This is a genomic window from Jutongia hominis, from assembly GCF_014384965.1.
Lineage (GTDB): Bacteria > Bacillota > Clostridia > Lachnospirales > Lachnospiraceae > Butyribacter > Butyribacter hominis.
In genome coordinates this window covers 75,534-90,821 of sequence record NZ_JACRSW010000009.1, presented here as the reverse complement: position 1 = coordinate 90,821, position 15,288 = coordinate 75,534, and the positions used below count along the sequence as shown (strand labels likewise).

Sequence of the window (15,288 nt, the reverse complement as noted above, 5' to 3'; positions counted from 1 at the left end):
TAAAAAAATATACAAAAAAACGAGGCACTAACACGCATAAAAATACTGTAATTTTTATTGCATAGTTAATGCCTCGTATTCGTTTCGAATCAAGTAACATACTATATATTATTTATATATCATTTTGTGCAGAATTTGTCAAGACATTTTTTATTCCTGTACGATCGCATCTATCGCATCGCATTCTTCCTTTGTAAAGTCTAAGTTTCGGATGCATTCGACATTATCTGCAAGCTGCTTTGGACTGCTCGCACCAACTAAAACAGTAGTGACCGCTTCATTATGCAGACACCATGCGAGTGCCATCTGCGACAGCTTTTGACCACGCTTTGCAGCTATATCATTTAATGCATTGATTTTTGCAAGCATCTTTTCATCCAACTGATCGCCAAGCCAGGTATTTCCCTTTCCGATTCTGGAATCTTTCGGAATACCATGCAGATAGCGGTCTGTCAGAAAGCCCTGAGAAAGCGGTGAAAATACAGCAAGCCCCAATCCATTTTCTTTGGCATACTGATCCAGACCATCTTCCTCGATCCAGCGATTCAGAATCGAATAGGACGGCTGGTTAATGATAAATGGTGTCTTTTGTTCCGCTAAAAACTTTTGCATTTCGGCAGTCTGTTCTTTATTATAATTAGAAATACCAACATACAGGGCTTTTCCCTGACGCACAATCTGATCCAGTGCCATTGCTGTTTCTTCAAGCGGTGTATCGGGATCATAGACATGATGATAAAAGATATCAACATACTCCAATCCCATTCTTTGCAAGCTTTGGTCTAAAGATGCAATCAGATATTTACGGGAACCATTTCTGTCACCATATGGTCCTGCCCACATTTCATATCCTGCTTTTGTCGAAATGCACATTTCATCACGGTATTGTTTCATCCCGTTTGCAAGGATCTTTCCAAAATTTTCTTCGGCACTTCCATTGTATGGATGCCCGTAATTGTTTGCAAGATCAAAGTGCGTGATACCAAGATCAAAAGCAGTATGAACAATCTGTTCCATGTTTGAAAACTGCCCTTGCGCACCAAAATTCTGCCAAAAGCCCAAAGAAACTTTCGGAAGCTTTAATCCACTTTTTCCACATCTCGTATAAATCATTTGGTCATATCTTTCTTCTTTTGCCTGATACATAGTCTCCTCCTTTACCTCACCATTTTATTTGCTCCTCATTTGAACCTCTTTCGTACCCCTGTTTCTTAGAAAAACAAAGGCAGTCTGAAACTTACCCTCAGACTGCCCTCTTTTTATCTGTCAAAACGAATTTTTGCATATGCTTCGATCTCTTCTACACATTTCTCAAAGCCAAGTTTTCCGCTATTCAGACAAAGATCATAATTTCTCGCATCTGCCCATTTTTTCCCGGTATGATAGAAATAATAATCAGAACGATACTTATCGGTGCGTTCGATATAACGTAACATTTCTTTTTCACTCATACTGTTACGTTCCATTGCACATTTCAGGCAGAATTCTTCATCTGCATGCACAAACACACTAAGTACATTCGGATAATCTTTTAAAATATAGCTTGCACATCTTCCTACGATCACGCAGGATTCTTTCTGTGCTAACTCTTTGATCACTTTTGCCTGATAATTAAAAAGGTTATCGTCCGATACAAATTCCTTATCTTCGGGTGGCAAAAGTTCTCCCTCATAAGGACGATTCAGTGTCCGAAGCCATCTGGCATGACGAATCTTTTCATCAGACATACCAAAAAGCTGCTCATTGATGCCACTATCCTCAGATGCCATTTTCAGAATCTCACGACTATAGCAATTTACACCAAGCTTTTGTGCAAGCATTGCCGCGATCGTCTTTCCGCCACTTCCATATTGACGTGATATTGTGATTACTACATTTTCCATGTGTATCCCCCCATTTCCTATGAAATGATCTTTTATACTCTCCATTATACTGCTATTTTCTAATGAAAGAAACAGCTATAAAATCCAATTCTGATCTTTTCGATCCGGATAATGAAAACAGTATCTATAAAGTCCAAATTTAACTTTTAATAATGTAATAGAATCATTCTACTATTTCTTACTCTCCAAGATATGCTTTCTTAATAGAATCGTTTTCAAGAAGATCTTTTGCATTTCCCTCCAAAACGACTTTACCTGTCTCTAATACATAGGCCCTGTCAGCGATCGAAAGAGCTTTTTTCGCATTCTGTTCTACCAAAAGAACAGTCGTTCCACTCTTGCTGATCGACTCGATAATATCAAAAATCTCATTGACAAGGATCGGTGACAATCCCATGGATGGTTCGTCCATTAAAACGATTGACGGCTTTGACATCAAAGCACGTCCCATCGCCAGCATCTGCTGTTCACCGCCACTTAATGTACCGGCTAACTGGTTCTTTCTTTCTGCCAGACGTGGAAAACGCTCATAAATGCTTTGCAATTCCTTGTCAATATTACTCCTGTCTTTTCTTGTATAGGCACCCAGTTTTAAGTTCTCATATACGCTAAGCTGTGAGAATACTCTACGTCCTTCCGGCACATGAGCCATTCCCATGGATACGATCTTATGTGCAGGCACTTTTGTAATGTCCTGTCCTTCAAAAAGAACACTTCCTTTCTTCGGAGAAAGAAGTCCTGTAATCGTATGAAGCGTTGTTGTCTTTCCGGCACCGTTTGCACCGATCAACGCAATGACTTCTCCCTGATTGACTTCAAAAGAAATTCCTTTGATCGCCTGGATCATTCCATAATATACTTCTAAATCTTTTACCTCAAGCATTGCCATAACGATTTCCTCCTATTCTCCAAGATATGCCTTGATAACCTGTGGATCATTTAATACGGTTGAAGTATCTCCCTGTGCTAACACTTCACCAAAGTTTAATACAGTCAACTGTTCGCAGATTCCACTAACTAACTTCATATCATGTTCGATCAAAAGGATCGTCATATGGAAATGGTCTCTGACAAAACGGATCATTTCCATCAATTCTTCTGTCTCATTCGGATTCATACCGGCTGCAGGCTCATCGAGCAAAAGAAGCTTTGGCTTTGTAGCAAGTGCTCTTGCAATCTCTAACTTTCTCTGCTGTCCGTAAGGAAGATTCTGTGCCTGTACATTTGCATCTTCTTTTAATCCAAAAACTTCTAACAGTTCCATTGCGATCTCATTCATTTCCTTTTCTACTTTATGGAAACGTGGCAGGCGGAAAATGCTTTCCACCGTAGAATAGCTATGGTTATTGTGCAATCCGACTTTTACATTATCAAGCACCGAAAGCTGTGAAAACAGTCGGATATTCTGAAAGGTTCTTGCAATTCCTGCCTTATTGATATCGATCGTGGATTTTCCGGTTACATCCGTTCCATCTAAGATGATCTTACCGCTATCCGGCTTATAAACACCTGTTAAAAGGTTGAAGATCGTTGTTTTACCGGCACCATTTGGCCCGATCAGACCATAAAGCTGCTCCTTTTTGATCGAAACCGAAAAGTCATTTACTGCGCGGAGACCACCAAAGGAAATTCCGAGATTTTTAACATCCAATACATTTTCCATTATTTTACAGCCTCCTTTTTATTCTTTTTGAATGAAAGATACTTTTCACGCCATTCAATTGCTTTTGGTGCCCAGTTAAAGAGCATCATTACGATCAGAACGATCGCATAGATCAACATACGATAATCTGACAGTCCACGGAGAAGTTCTGGAAGAAGCGTCAATACAACGGCTGAAATGATCGAACCGCGAATATTTCCGATGCCACCAAGTACAACGAATACCAGGATGTTGATCGACATGTTATAACCAAAGTTATTGGTGTTTGCAGTCAGATTGGAAAGATTATGACCATATAACACACCGGCCGCTCCTGCCATTGCAGCAGAGATCGTAAATGTCATTAATTTATATTTTGTAATATTGATACCAATGGATTCTGCCGCAATTCTGTTATCACGGATCGCCATGATCGCACGACCGTCTCTGGAATGGATCAGATTCAGAATGATAAACAATGTGATCAGAACAAGAATAAATCCTATAAAGAATGTAGCATCTTTCGGTGCTCCGGTAATTCCCTGTGGTCCATTGACGATAACCTTGCCATCCGGTTCCATATTCAATGCCATCACATCTTTGGTTGAAAAATGAAAACCTTTGGAATCTTTTCCGATGAAAAGTACATTAACAATGTTTTTGATGATCTCACCAAAAGCCAGTGTAACGATAGCTAAATAATCACCATTCAGACGTAATACCGGAATACCGATCAGTAGTCCGAAAATAGCAGCTACAACAATACCGATCAGAAGTGCGATCAGAAAACGCACGATTGAATTTGTGATCGTATCCTGCATACATTTTGAAAAGAATGCACTCGTAAAAGCACCGACACACATAAAGCCGGCGTGACCAAGACTTAATTCTCCCAGTACACCAACCACAAGGTTTAAAGAGATCGCCAAAATGATATAAGTACAAAGCGGAACCATCAATCCTTCAAACAAAGAAGAAATCTGTCCTGCATTAATTAAGATCTGCATCACGATAAAAGCAACTAATACAATGCCATAGGTGATGATATCGCTTATTTTCTGTTTGGATAATTTTTTTAACATAACAGCCACCTACACTTTCTCTTGTATTTTTTTGCCTAACAAACCGGTTGGTTTGACTAACAGCACAACGATCAGCACAGCAAACACGATCGCATCTGCCATCTGTGATGAAATATATGCTTTACCAAAGATTTCAATGATACCAAGTAAAATACCACCGATAAAAGCACCCGGTATCGAACCGATTCCACCAAATACCGCTGCAACGAATGCCTTGATACCCGGCATAGCTCCTGTATACGGCGTCAGACTTGGATATGCCGAACAAAGAAGGACGCCTGCGATTGCTGCAAGTCCCGAACCGATCGCGAAAGTAAGTGCGATTGTACCATTGACGTTGATACCCATTAAAAGTGCTGCACCACGATCTTCAGATACCGCACGCATTGCCTGACCCGGTTTTGTCTTTTGCACAAAAAGTATCAATGCAATCATGATAATGATGCAGACAATGATCGTGACTAATGTCTCACCTGAGATCGTTAATTTGCCACCGGCCAAAGAAAGTCCTTTCCATTTGACTACAGATGGAAATGTCTGTGCATTTGCACCAAACATCAAAAGTGCTATGTTCTGAAGCAGGTAACTGACACCAATTGCTGTGATCAAAACAGCTAATGATGAGGATGCATTTCGAAGCGGTTTGTAAGCCACTCTTTCGATCAGCAATCCTAAAACAGTACATGCCACAACTGAGATCAGAACGGCCGGAAGCACCGGCATACCGGCATGTGTCATGCTAAGCAATGCAACATATGCACCAATCATGATAACATCACCATGTGCAAAATTTAACATCTTTGCAATACCATAAACCATGGTATATCCCAGAGCAATAATAGCATATACGCTTCCCAGACCTAATCCATTAATCAGATATGATATAAAGCTCATAATCTTCCTCCTCTATTTTTTGTATTTTTGTATACAACTAAATCTTTACTATTTTAGCATTTTTTGAAGAGAAAAACAACTAAAAGAGTAAGTACGATACTTGTTCCTTACTTGTTGGTATACCGCTACTGTACGAGCATTTTCCTATTCCATAAAAAGTGCAAAGCCAGCGCTTTGCACTGCAAGAATTGCTAATGCAATTCTTGTTGATGTACCGCTACTGTACGAGCATTTTCCTATTCCATAAAAAAGTGCAAAGCCGGCGCTTTGTCAAAAGTTTAGTGGTACATTAAACTTTGCAAGAATTGCTAATGCAATTCTTGTTGATGCACCACTACTGTACGAGCATTTTCCTATTCCATAAAAAAAGTCCGTACGAACTGTCAGCGTTCGTACAGACTTTTCTTCATCTTCTTATCGCGTTGAACAGAAATTCATTACTGAGCGATACTATACGCACCATTCTGAACGGTTACGACGGTTGGCTCCTTAGAAGGTTCTCCGTCTGACTTCCATGTAATGTTTGTACCTGTCAGACAATCCATCTTAATTTCTGTCATAGATTTCTTTAATGCATCACTGATATCAGATACGCTCTGATCCGGTGTGATCTTTGCCTTTTCAGCGGCTGCCTTAATGCTATATACACAATCGTAAGCATCTGCGGCAAACTGGATCGGAGTATCTTTAAATGCTGCTTTATAAGCTTTTACAAATGTCTGTGTCTTATCATCCTGTGCATCTGCAGTAAATGGTGTTAAGAACATAAGTCCTTCTGCAAGTTCTTTGTCAAATCCCTTTAATGCAAGGATACCATCCATACCATCACAGCCAAAATATTTTGGTGTAAATCCGGCTTTTTTAGCCTGTGCAAGGATTAAAGAAGCTTCCTGATAGTAGATTGGAAGGAATACCATCTCAGCACCTGCATTCTGTGCTTTCTGGATCTGTACCGAAAAGTCTGTCTTGCTGTCTGCTGTAAATGCTTCCGCAGCTACAACGTCAAGCTTCTTAGCTTTTGCTTCTTCTGCGAATTTCTGATAGATACCTGATGAATAAGGATCCGAACTATTGTAAATTACAGCTACTTTTGTAGCAATCTTATGATCGGCAATATAATCTGCTGAAGCACTACCCTGATTAGGATCAGAGAAACACATACGAAATGCGTTGTCATACTGAATAGATTCTACTGCTGTAGCAGAAGGTGTCAACTGAAACATATTATCATTATGAGATTCCTCTACGACTGCTGTACAAGGGTTTGATGTAACCGTACCGACTAACATCTGCATACCCCAATCTTTTAAGCTGTTGTAAGCATTAACAGATTTCTCTGTATCGTTCTGGTCATCTTCAAATTTATATTCGATCTTCTTACCATTGATACCGCCGTCTTTGTTGATCTCATCAACAGCAAGCTGAATACCATTCTTAACGGCCTTTCCGTAAATTGCTGCATCACCGGTTGTTGGTCCGATACCACCAATCTTAAATGTATCAGATGATCCTGAACCTTTCTTTACACCGCCGCAGGCACACATTGAAATTGCTGTTGCAGATACAAGCAGCACACTTAATGCTTTTTTCCATAATCTCATGAGAATTCCTCCTTTTATTGAGTTTGCAATGTCAGCAATCCTAAATACAAATACAGGAAATAGTCCCCACCCAAATTATTCTCTCCTATAAAAGTAATCTAAAAACTGCTGTACCCTGTATGGTAGTTTCAAACAGATTATTTGTCAATAGCAAATGTAAATTTTAAGTAAATTACCCGAAATCCCGCATTTTTCAGAAAATTTTTGTGCAATTTTAAAAAAGATATTTTTGCAATTTGAAAGAAGATATTTGAACACATTTCCATATTATTCCTGCATTTGTATACTCTGATCTTTCATAGTTTTCTTCTTTCTTTATTTGACAATTATTTTTTATATTTTATGTTGGTCGAGCTTGCCATCCTATGCTATGATATATCAAAAAGATAAATATGCTATGATATATCAAAATGATAAAAGAGGAGGGATTTTATGTTCCAGACTGTTGAAAACAAACACCCTGCATTCTATCAGGTGTTTCGTATATTTGTAATCCTTTTTGCATCCATCCTATATGCATGGAATCTGCGCTGTTTTGCAAAAACTGCCAATCTGCTGCCCGGTGGTTTTTCCGGTGTATCCCTTTTATTGCAACAGATCGGGATCCACTTTTTTCATATCAGCATTCCATATACTTTTTTTAATATAGTTCTGAATCTGTTTCCTGCCTATATTGCTTTTCGTTTTATCGGGAAACGTTTTACTTTGTATTCAATCATTGTCATCTTTTTATCAAGTATCTTTGTCGATCTGCTGCCTGCCTATATTTTCACACAGGATGCACTCTTAGTCAGCGTATTTGGCGGAATCATCAACGGATTTGCAGTCAGCCTGTGTCTGAACGTAGGTACAACAACCGGTGGTACTGATTTTATCAGCATCTGGCTGTCTCAGGAAAAAGGCATTGATGCATGGAACTATATTTTCCTTGGAAATATTCTTGTCCTGACAGTTGCCGGAGCATTATTTGGCTGGTCGATCGCACTGTATTCGATCATTTACCAGTTTTGTAGCACACAGGTGATCCAGGCATTATATAAACATTATAAAAAAGAAACGCTCTTTATCATTTCGGATCATTCGGATGAAATTTATAAAGCGATCCGTGAGCTGACAAACCATGATGCTACGCTTTTTCAGGGAATCGGATGCTATGAAGAGAAAGAAAAAACATTAATCTACTCCGTGATCAACTCCGAAGCCAAAAGAGAATTGATACCATTGATCCGCTCCATCGATCCACATGCCTTTATCAATATTGTCAAAACCGAGGAATTATCCGGCAGATTTCATGATATTCCTCATGATTAAAATGTATTTTCACATTTTAATTTCCGATTTTGTTTTTCGATCTTTTCTGTCGTCATTATCAAACTTGTCAAAGCAGTTGTTTTGCCTTTTTCCATCCTGTTAAAGCAGTTGTTTTACTTTTTTCAAACTTGTCAAAGCAATTTTTTGCCTTTTTTCCATCTTGTCGAAGCAGGATTTCTGTTATTTTCTTTGCATCTGTCTGAATAAAAATTCTTTTCGGGTTACCCATGTTCTTTTAAGACATATAGTAATTATATACCTATTTGACAAAGAGAACACAAATGGCACGATTTACCAATCAGGCACAGCTTCGCTATGGCAATGCAGTTACTAATTCCAATATCGCCGTTGGTGAGATTTTAGAAGTTCTTTCTGCGAAAAAAACTGCCATGCAGCCAACGTATGGCCAGAATGATACGATCACTTATCTGATCACTCTCGTAAATGCCGGTAATACAGCATTTACGGATCTGACGATCAAAGATGATCTTGGAACGTATGAATTTAATACAACTACCCTGACACCATTAACCTATGTTGCTGATACGATCCACTATTATATCAATGGCACTCTTCAGCCGGCACCAACCGTTACAGCCGGACCACCTCTTACGATCACCGGAATTTCCATTCCTGCCAACGGAAATGTTACGATCGTATATGAAGTAACTACCAATCAGTTTGCACCTTTAGCTCCGGAATCTTCGATCAACAATACTGCTGTTATCAGCGGTGGCGGTATTACACCGATCACGGTCAACGAATCGGTCCTTGCTGACAGCTCACCTTTGTTAAATATCACAAAATCTGTCAGCCCGGTTCCTGTGGCTGAAAACGGTCAGCTCACTTACACTTTCCTGATTCAGAATTCTGGAAGTGCACCCGCCCTTGCAGGATCAAACGCCGTGATCACAGATACGTTTGATCCTGTCCTTTCTAACATTTCTGTCACATTTAATGATACCGCATGGAAAGAAACAACTAACTACACTTATGATGAAACAACCGGACTTTTTGCTACTCTTGCAGGTGAAATTACAGTTCCTGCTGCAAGCTATACACAGGATCCTGTCACCGGTGCATGGCTCGTAAATCCGGGTGTCAGCACATTAGTAATCACAGGTACGATCTGAATGCTATGATCGCTTTTAGTGATCATACAAAAAGAAATGATCCCATACTCTTTTGTGAATTATAAAAAATCCCACAAGAACATCTTAATTTTCTTTATAGAAAGTGACAAAGCCCCTCTGTTGAGGGGTTTTGTCGTGTTTTCCACATCCTGCCCCTATGTATAAGAATTGCTTCTGCTCCCTTAATATAAGGAATACTTCTGCTCTTGACTTTTCTTTCAAAAAAGATTATAGTGCTCTTTGTATTTAGTTCACATTGTAAACTAAATACCGATATATATGACGAAAAACAGAAGCAGTATATCATGAATTCGCAACACAAGAGAGCTTGCTTTCTTGTGCAGAATTCATGAACGATAAAATCTTCAAGCACAAAGTGCGGCAAGCGTGCAACGCTTGGATTTTAGAGTTACTATATCATGAATTCGCAACGCAAGAGAACTTGTTTTCTTGTGCAGAATTCATGAACGATAAAATCTTCAAGCACGAAAGTGCGGCAAGCGTGCAACGCTTGGATTTTAGAGTTACTATATCATGAATTCGCAACACAAGAGAGCTTGCTTTCTTGTGCAGAATTCATGAACGATAAAATCTTCAAGCACGAAAGTGCGGCAAGCGTGCAACGCTTGGATTTTAGAGTTACTATATCATGAATTCGCAACGCAAGAGAACTTGTTTTCTTGTGCAGAATTCATGAACGATAAAATCTTCAAGCACGAAAGTGCGGCAAGCGTGCAACGCTTGGATTTTAGAGTTACTATATCATGAATTCGCAACACAAGAGAGCTTGCTTTCTTGTGCAGAATTCATGAACGATAAAATCTTCAAGCACGAAAGTGCGGCAAGCGTGCAACGCTTGGATTTTAGAGTTACTATATCATGAATTCGCAACGCAAGAGAACTTGTTTTCTTGTGCAGAATTCATGAACGATAAAATCTTCAAGCACGAAAGTGCGGCAAGCGTGCAACGCTTGGATTTTAGAGTTACTATATCATGAATTCGCAACGCAAGAGAGCTTGTTTTCTTGTGCAGAATTCATGAACGATAAAATCTTCAAGCACGAAAGTGCGGCAAGCGTGCAACGCTTGGATTTTAGAGTTACTATATCGGAAATGCAGCCGAAAGAATTCGTTTTAATAAGATAGCTGGGAGTATATATAACAGGAAAGCAGGAACAAAATGAAAGATAACAACTGGAAACAAATTGTACAAATGCATGGAACATTACGTCTTTTTTGCAATCTTGCCATTCGAAAGACACCAAAAGGCGAGGCTCTTTCGGCACAGGAAATAGACCTGATGTACCATGTCGCTTTATCAAAAGAAGCTGTCACACCCGGAATGCTGACTTCAACGATGGGGATCAGCAAAACAATGATCAGCCGTCTGATCGACGGACTGACACAGAAAGGTATGATCTTAAAAAAGAAAAGTACGACAGACAAGCGAAGCTATTCGATCGTTGTCACACAAAAAGGAAAAAAAGAAATTGATAACGCATACCAATATTACATGGAACCGATTTATCGTTTACAAAAAGAAATGGGAAAAGAAGATCTTGAAACTCTTTTTTCCACGATTGAACAGGCAAATGAAATTTTACATGAATCTACTCTTAGTACCTTCTGAGAAAAAATTTCGAGATAGAAGCTGTATATGAAAACCCATCTGGAAAGATTTGATTTGAAACGATACCGAGAATACACATATAAGAAACGGAGAAATATTATGACATTTTATCAGGAATTACAATTAAGCTCTACCGGATCAAAAAATCTTATCAAAACAACAACCGATCCGAAAGAACGTCGCCGGCACATTTTAATCTACAACTTTAAAGTCTATCTTGTGATGGCTTTTTGCTTTTTTACGGTAACCGCCTTTAGTGCTGTCTTTGGTTCACAAAACAGTGTTGCCGGTGTCGTTGTTCTTTTGGCACTTCTCGTGCTCCGCCAGGCAGACTTTGGCATCCGTACCACACATGGATTGCTATGCATTGCCGGGATTTTTATGATCCTGATCATTGGTCCGCGCTTCAGCAATGTGGTATCTCCATTGCCGGCCTTATTGATCAATCTTTCCTGCATTTTCTTATTAATGCTGCTTGGCTGTCATAATGTAATTATGTATAACCATTCAACATTTGTACTCGGCTACCTTTTGCTGTTAGGATATGACGTAACGGGCAAAGCATATCAGATGCGCGTGATCAGTCTGTTATTTGGCATGTGTCTTTGCATGGCTGTTTTTTACAAGAACCAAAAAAATCGTCCTTACCACCGTACTTTTTTTGATCTTTTCCATGAATTCACATTATTTTCAGCAAGAAACCGCTGGTATATCAAGCTGACTTTTATCGTATCCGGTGCTATTTTTATTGTCTCACTACTCGGACTGCCAAGAGCAATGTGGGCAGGAATTGCCTGTATGTCCGTCTGTCTTCCGTTTTCAGCGGACAGCAGACAAAGAGCGCAAAAAAGAGGGGCATTTAACATTGTAGGATGCCTTTTCTTTATCATTTTATATCATGTCCTTCCGACCTCCCTCTATCCATACATTGGTGTGATCGGAGGTATCGGTGTCGGTTATTCTGCCGGATATTCCTGGCAGACCGTCTTTAATACATTTGGTGCGCTCTCGATCGCATCCGGTCTGTTCGGAATGCGAACTGCTGTACTGCTGCGTATCGTATTAAATGTCTTTGGTTCTGCTTACACGATCGTATGTGATAAATTGTTTGACGGACTTTTTGATCTGCTGAGTACAATGAACAGGCAAAATACAATGGAAGTTTCCTGATTGCTCTATATATGAATCCAAAAAGAGATTGCACCTTTTCTACACAGACCGGATCAAAACAATTCTTCCGTCTATGTTCCGTAAAAAGGTTGCAATCTCTTTTTATGATTTATTGTTCTTTTTATGATTTTTGTGAATGCTTCTTCTTACTTTTTGGCAAAAACAAACTAAGCAGCAAAGATACCACAAAAACACCTGCTACTGCGTTTCCATTAAAAATATCTCCGACTGCCTGTGGAAATGCTGCGAAGAAGTTGCCATCTGTCTGTGTCAGACCAACACCGATCGAAAAGGAAAGTGACACAATGATCATTGTCCGATTATCAAACTCGCACTCTTTTAACATTTTGATTCCTTCAAACAGGATCGAACCAAACATCATAACCGTACATCCTCCCAAAACAGCCTGTGGAAGTGAATGAAAGAATGCTCCAAGCGGCGGAAACAGCGAAGCAAGGATCAGGATCAATGCTCCCATCAAAAGGGTAAAACGGTTGACAACACCTGTCATCGTAACCAATCCGACATTCTGGCTAAAAGAAGTCAGTGGCAGACAGCCAAAACATCCTGAAAGTGCACTGGAAAAGCCATCAACGGCTAATGAGCCCTGCAATTCACGAATCGACAGTTCCCGATGCAGACCGCCTTTTACAACCGCTGTCGTTGCTCCTGTTGTTTCAGCAGCCGAAACCAAAAAGACGATCGCAATTGTAAAGAATGCTCCTATTTGAAATACCGGTTTATGTTCTGTCAGGAAAACAAGCTTAGGAATGCTAAAAAATCCAACTTCTTCTACTGTTTTAGAAATCCCGGAAAAATCAATCATTTTGGCAGTTCCGGTCAAAGTAAGGATTGCAGATAATGCATAACCGGCAACCAGGCCAACCAATATATTCAAATTCTTATACACACCTTTTAAGCGGTAATGCGCTACCAGACATACGATCAATGTAAATGCACCTACCAATAGATTATGCAGGCTGCCAAAGTCTTTTGCTCCACTTCCGCCGCCCCATGAATTCATACCAACTGACAAAAGGGAAAGACCGATTGCAATGACAACACAGGCTGACACAACCGGAGTCAGAAATTTTCTCCAATATTTAGCACTCAGTCCTACAAGGCCTTCAAAAATACCTCCCAGAATGACAGCACCGATCATACCTTCATAACCAAGCTTTGGATTCGTACAGATCAATAAAAGACTACCTAAAAAAGTAAAGCTTACTCCCATCACGATCGGAAGTCCCGAACCAATCTTCCAGATAGGATATAATTGCAAACACGTTCCGATTCCCGCTACAAACATCGCACATTGTAACAGGCTTGTGATTTCTGCACCCGACAGGTTCTTTCCTGTTCCTCTTACCAATGCGGCACTGCATACGATCAAAACAGGTGCTAAATTTGCTACAAACATCGCAAGCACATGTTGTAATCCAAACGGAATGGCTTTTGAAAGCGGAACCCTTCCATCTAACCGGTAGATATTCTCTACTTTTGCTTCTGAAGTTTTTTTCTTTTCCTGACTCATATTTTTTCCTCTCTCATCCTTTACTTGTTTTTTCTTTTGCACCGGTCAGACTCACAAAGTCGCTCTTGCAGAGCTTTTCTTTCTGCTTCGCAGAAACCTTTGTTCGTTGAAACATGCATGAAAAGGAAATGCCTGCTTCGCAGTCGCTCCCTTTTCTTTTGCACCGGTCAGACTCACAAAGTCGCTCTTGCAGAGCTTTTCTTTCTGCTTCGCAGAAACCTTTGTTCGTTGAAACATGCATGAAAAGGAAATGCCTGCTTCGCAGTCGCTCCCTTTTCTTTTGCATGTTTCATTATATCATGGATTCGCAATGTAAGAAAGCTTGACATCAAAAACTCTATTTTCAAATCGCAAAGTGCGTAGTATAATCAATACGAATAAAAACAGAACCGACGAAAGGGAAAAACAATGATACCAGATATGAAAGCGAATTATCATACACATACTTTCCGTTGCAAACATGCCGACGGAGAAGATAAAGAATATGTAGAGGCTGCGATCAAAGCAGGAATTAAAACACTGGGTTTTTCGGATCATTGTCCTTGGATCTATGACGATGATTTTGTTTCAAAAATACGAATGCTGCCTGATGAGGTGGATGATTACTGCCGTTCTTTGGAAATGCTGCGTGAAGAATATAAAAAAGACATCCGTATCCTGATCGGGTTCGAAGCAGAATATCTGCCTGCTCTGGTAGAAAAACAGGATGCCTTTTTAAAGGATTATCCAATCGATTATATGATACTCGGACAGCATTTCTTAGAACATGAGCTCTTTCCTTATACCGGAACAGAAACACAGGATGAATCCGTTCTTAAAAAATACGTAGATACCGTGATCGAAGGATTGGATTCCGGACGCTACCTTTATCTGGCACATCCCGATCTGATCAATTATCAGGGTTCTTTAGAGATTTATGCAAAACATATGCTGCGCCTTTGTCACTACCTAAAAGAGCATAATATCCCCATCGAGATCAATATGCTTGGAAAGTATCAGGGACGACACTATCCTCGCACAGAGTTTCTCGCTCTTGCCGGACAGGTCGGCAACTCTGCGATCATCGGTGTCGATGCACACACACCGAGACATTTGCAAAATCACCATGTCTATGAGCTTTGTGTCGAACTCGCCCAAAAATATCATCTGAAATTAGTAGATGAAATGATATAAAAAAGTGCAAAGCCAGCGCTTTGCACACCAAGAATTGCTAAAGCAATTCTTGGTGATGCACCACTACTATACGAGCATTTTCCTATTCCATAAAAAAGTAAAAACAGCTAATTGGCATTTTTCTTATATGAAATCTTTGCCAATTAGCTGTTCTTATTTTTTAGTCTTTCTATCTCTTGATCATCTGATGATAATCTTGACTTTCGACTTTTCTTACAGATCTGACAGTAACGCT

13 protein-coding genes are annotated in these 15,288 nt (G+C 39.8%); 5 read left to right on the top strand and 8 right to left on the bottom strand.

The genetic code is table 11. The features are described from left to right. Positions 1 to 150 precede the first annotated feature (150 nt). The 7 genes from H8700_RS02740 to H8700_RS02710 form a co-directional block, all read right to left on the bottom strand. Positions 151 to 1,146 (bottom strand): aldo/keto reductase, encoded by a 996-nt coding sequence (locus H8700_RS02740; protein ID WP_249302901.1) that lies wholly within the window; start codon positions 1,144 to 1,146, stop codon positions 151 to 153. Positions 1,147 to 1,259: 113 nt separating this feature from the next. After that, positions 1,260 to 1,883 carry a cytidylate kinase-like family protein gene (locus H8700_RS02735; protein WP_249302899.1) on the bottom strand — a complete coding sequence of 208 codons (624 nt, stop codon included), beginning with the start codon at positions 1,881 to 1,883 and terminating at the stop codon, positions 1,260 to 1,262. Between the two features lie 178 nt (positions 1,884 to 2,061). After that, entirely contained in the window at positions 2,062 to 2,772 is a 711-nt protein-coding gene (locus H8700_RS02730; RefSeq protein ID WP_249302897.1) for an ABC transporter ATP-binding protein, read from the bottom strand. A 12-nt stretch (positions 2,773 to 2,784) separates the two neighbouring features. Beyond that, complete coding sequence (locus tag H8700_RS02725; protein WP_022141803.1) at positions 2,785 to 3,546, bottom strand: ABC transporter ATP-binding protein; 762 nt, start codon at positions 3,544 to 3,546, stop codon at positions 2,785 to 2,787. Continuing rightward, positions 3,546 to 4,607, bottom strand: coding sequence for a branched-chain amino acid ABC transporter permease (locus tag H8700_RS02720; RefSeq protein WP_249302895.1), 1,062 nt, complete (start codon positions 4,605 to 4,607; stop codon positions 3,546 to 3,548). Before H8700_RS02720 ends, H8700_RS02725 begins: the two co-directional genes overlap by 1 nt. Positions 4,608 to 4,616: 9 nt before the next feature. Next, complete coding sequence (locus H8700_RS02715) at positions 4,617 to 5,501, bottom strand: branched-chain amino acid ABC transporter permease (protein ID WP_022141805.1); 885 nt, start codon at positions 5,499 to 5,501, stop codon at positions 4,617 to 4,619. Positions 5,502 to 5,938: 437 nt separating this feature from the next. Next, complete coding sequence (locus tag H8700_RS02710) at positions 5,939 to 7,102, bottom strand: ABC transporter substrate-binding protein (protein ID WP_249302893.1); 1,164 nt, start codon at positions 7,100 to 7,102, stop codon at positions 5,939 to 5,941. Between the two features lie 432 nt (positions 7,103 to 7,534). Between H8700_RS02710 and H8700_RS02705 the strand changes: the two genes are divergently transcribed. The 4 genes from H8700_RS02705 (at position 7,535) to H8700_RS02690 (ending at position 12,346) form a co-directional block, all read left to right on the top strand. Further along, positions 7,535 to 8,413: a YitT family protein gene (locus H8700_RS02705; protein WP_249302892.1), complete on the top strand. Its 879-nt coding sequence runs from the start codon at positions 7,535 to 7,537 to the stop codon at positions 8,411 to 8,413. Between the two features lie 281 nt (positions 8,414 to 8,694). Then, a complete protein-coding gene (locus tag H8700_RS02700; RefSeq protein WP_249302891.1) occupies positions 8,695 to 9,546 on the top strand; it encodes a hypothetical protein in 852 nt (283 codons plus the stop codon). A gap of 1,180 nt (positions 9,547 to 10,726) precedes the next feature. Beyond that, the gene (locus tag H8700_RS02695) at positions 10,727 to 11,176 is read left to right on the top strand and encodes a MarR family winged helix-turn-helix transcriptional regulator (protein WP_249302889.1); all 450 of its coding nucleotides are present in this window, start codon (positions 10,727 to 10,729) and stop codon (positions 11,174 to 11,176) included. A gap of 99 nt (positions 11,177 to 11,275) precedes the next feature. Next, the gene (locus H8700_RS02690) at positions 11,276 to 12,346 is read left to right on the top strand and encodes an FUSC family protein (protein ID WP_249302881.1); all 1,071 of its coding nucleotides are present in this window, start codon (positions 11,276 to 11,278) and stop codon (positions 12,344 to 12,346) included. 121 nt (positions 12,347 to 12,467) lie between these two features. Here H8700_RS02690 and H8700_RS02685 read toward each other — a convergent pair whose 3' ends face one another. Further along, a complete protein-coding gene (locus tag H8700_RS02685) occupies positions 12,468 to 13,880 on the bottom strand; it encodes a uracil-xanthine permease family protein (RefSeq protein ID WP_249302879.1) in 1,413 nt (470 codons plus the stop codon). Between the two features lie 408 nt (positions 13,881 to 14,288). On the opposite strand from H8700_RS02685, the gene H8700_RS02680 reads away from it, so the two are divergent. Beyond that, positions 14,289 to 15,053, top strand: a complete 765-nt coding sequence (locus H8700_RS02680) for a histidinol-phosphatase (protein WP_022140723.1) — start codon at positions 14,289 to 14,291, stop codon at positions 15,051 to 15,053. Positions 15,054 to 15,288: the final 235 nt, after the last annotated feature.

Bases quoted from the DNA above. Each gene is read 5' to 3' on its own strand.
- H8700_RS02690 (WP_249302881.1), top strand. From the start codon at position 11,276: ATGACATTTTATCAGGAATTACAATTAAGCTCTACCGGATCAAAAAAT.
- H8700_RS02715 (WP_022141805.1), bottom strand. From the start codon at position 5,501: ATGAGCTTTATATCATATCTGATTAATGGATTAGGTCTGGGAAGCGTA.
- H8700_RS02730 (WP_249302897.1), bottom strand. From the start codon at position 2,772: ATGGCAATGCTTGAGGTAAAAGATTTAGAAGTATATTATGGAATGATC.
- H8700_RS02705 (WP_249302892.1), top strand. From the start codon at position 7,535: ATGTTCCAGACTGTTGAAAACAAACACCCTGCATTCTATCAGGTGTTT.
- H8700_RS02680 (WP_022140723.1), top strand. From the start codon at position 14,289: ATGATACCAGATATGAAAGCGAATTATCATACACATACTTTCCGTTGC.
- H8700_RS02685 (WP_249302879.1), bottom strand. From the start codon at position 13,880: ATGAGTCAGGAAAAGAAAAAAACTTCAGAAGCAAAAGTAGAGAATATC.
- H8700_RS02700 (WP_249302891.1), top strand. From the start codon at position 8,695: ATGGCACGATTTACCAATCAGGCACAGCTTCGCTATGGCAATGCAGTT.
- H8700_RS02720 (WP_249302895.1), bottom strand. From the start codon at position 4,607: ATGTTAAAAAAATTATCCAAACAGAAAATAAGCGATATCATCACCTAT.
- H8700_RS02735 (WP_249302899.1), bottom strand. From the start codon at position 1,883: ATGGAAAATGTAGTAATCACAATATCACGTCAATATGGAAGTGGCGGA.
- H8700_RS02740 (WP_249302901.1), bottom strand. From the start codon at position 1,146: ATGTATCAGGCAAAAGAAGAAAGATATGACCAAATGATTTATACGAGA.
- H8700_RS02725 (WP_022141803.1), bottom strand. From the start codon at position 3,546: ATGGAAAATGTATTGGATGTTAAAAATCTCGGAATTTCCTTTGGTGGT.
- H8700_RS02710 (WP_249302893.1), bottom strand. From the start codon at position 7,102: ATGAGATTATGGAAAAAAGCATTAAGTGTGCTGCTTGTATCTGCAACA.
- H8700_RS02695 (WP_249302889.1), top strand. From the start codon at position 10,727: ATGAAAGATAACAACTGGAAACAAATTGTACAAATGCATGGAACATTA.